The sequence below is a fragment of the Mycobacterium sp. TH-M82 genome (genome assembly GCF_057473605.1).
Genome location: NZ_JBYCKY010000797.1, coordinates 1 through 1,702, shown reverse-complemented (window position 1 = coordinate 1,702; position 1,702 = coordinate 1). Strand labels below are relative to the sequence as shown.

Annotated in this window: 2 protein-coding genes and 1 pseudogene; 1 reads left to right on the top strand and 2 read right to left on the bottom strand. The window is 60.9% G+C overall.

What is annotated here, in order from left to right; translation table 11 throughout:
- The coding region (locus AC2VON_RS23580) for an MMPL family transporter (protein ID WP_486955016.1) at window positions 1-229 on the top strand (229 nt) is incomplete at its 5' end.
- 191 nt (window positions 230-420) lie between these two features.
- Here AC2VON_RS23580 and AC2VON_RS23575 read toward each other — a convergent pair.
- Window positions 421-951 (bottom strand): PE family protein, encoded by a 531-nt coding sequence (locus AC2VON_RS23575; protein WP_486955015.1) that lies wholly within the window; start codon window positions 949-951, stop codon window positions 421-423.
- A 483-nt stretch (window positions 952-1,434) separates the two neighbouring features.
- Window positions 1,435-1,702: pseudogene (locus tag AC2VON_RS23570) on the bottom strand (IS1380 family transposase); the annotation flags it as partial.

Here is a 1,702-nt window from a genome sequence, read left to right as displayed (position 1 = left end):
ATTGGGCCTGATGTTCGACACCTTGGTCGTGCGCTCGTTCATGACACCGTCCATCGCCGCGCTGCTCGGACGCTGGTTCTGGTGGCCACAAAAGGTGCGGCCGCGCCCGGCCAGTTTCATGCTTCGCCCTGTGGGATCGCGTCCGCTGGTGCGGTCCCTGCTGCTCAAAAAGGACCCGCCGGCGAACGACGACGCTGTCACAGTCGAACTGCCGCAGCTGTCGGTCTAGATCGAGGGCTAAGTTCAGCAGCGCCGCGGCAGCGCGGTTCCACCCAGGCGTGGGGATAAAATACGCGCACTAATCCTGCGGTGCCAAATCAAATTTGCATAAAATTAGCAAACTAAGACGGTTATTTCTCGATTTGAAATTAAACCAATGCGCAGGTTTCTGATGGGCCGATTGGGTCAGCCGAAATCCGATTATGGGATCGGAATCGCTACACCCGCATACTTCATTAAAAGTTCGACTACGCCTATCATTAAAGCCAACGTCAAATATAGCAGAACCAAAGTTTCGTAAGGCACCATGACCGAAAGTTCGAACACACCGGCTATCTGCTGCAATGTTTGCGTAAGCGTGGTGTGGATGTCGAGCGCCTGGTTGATCACCGAAGTAGCGAAGCCGTTCACGCCGGTGACGTATGTGTTCGCGGTGCTCTTCAGCGATGCGATGGCGGTGGCCTCGGTGGCCGCATACGACTTCGCACTCGTGTTCAAATGCTCCATGAACTGGGTGTGGAATGTCGCCGCCTCCCCCACTAGGTGGTGAAATTCCTGGCCCACGCCGGAAAAAAGGTTGGCGACGGCCGTCGATACCTCATCGTCGGCCGCGGGCACCACCGCGGTGGTTGAGGCCGCCGCCATATGGGCCGCGTTGACCGTCGAACCGACGACCGCCAAGTCCGTAGCGGCCGCCGCGATCGAGTCCGGCGCCGCCATCACATACGACATACCTGATCCTCCCAGCTGGTCACCATCGACCGAGGGGCAAAGTGCGTTTATCGTTTACCAGCCACCATGCCCGGGGGGGACTATACCTCCGAGCAGGATGGTACGGGCGATTTCACTAAACTCCATAGCGCGTTCCGACGCAACTTGCTCTCCGGCAAGGATGGCTATGAAGGAATTAACTCGCCAAGCAAGATGGCGCGACTATCAAAGTCCTCGTGTGCGTACCTCACTGGCATCGAGAAAGGCTGGCCAGGATCCGGGTCGTTTTGACCTGGGACAGCCCGGCACCATCGGACTACGGGTACCGCACTCACTTCCGCCTGCTTTTCAGCCGGCGTCTCGCGAGGTTGATTTCTGCACCATCGCGGTGGCTGGGGATGGTGTGGGCGTGCGTGATCTGCTGGCCTGTACCAGCTGTTCCTTGTTGTGAGGTTCCTCGGGTCGGGCCTGGGAGGGCAGGGTGGACAGGGTTCGTCGGTCGGGTCAGGCTGCGCGGGGTTGCGCGGTTGGGTAGCTGATGACGTTGTGCCACACGAGTTTCCACCCGGTTCGCCAGGGCCAGTGCGCGGGCAGGTGCAGCATCGGTTTGCGGGCCGGGGCGGCGAAGCGGGCCGGGATGTTGACCAGGTCGCGGCGCAGGGTGGCGCCCCGGGCGACGGTGTGATGGCCACCAGCGAGGGTGCCTGCGGCGCGCAGCAGGTTATGGGCGATCACCGCGGCCGCCAGCCAGGCGCAGTTGGCGGCGAACAGC

Bases quoted from the DNA above. Each gene is read 5' to 3' on its own strand.
- AC2VON_RS23575 (WP_486955015.1), bottom strand. From the start codon at position 951: ATGTCGTATGTGATGGCGGCGCCGGACTCGATCGCGGCGGCCGCTACG.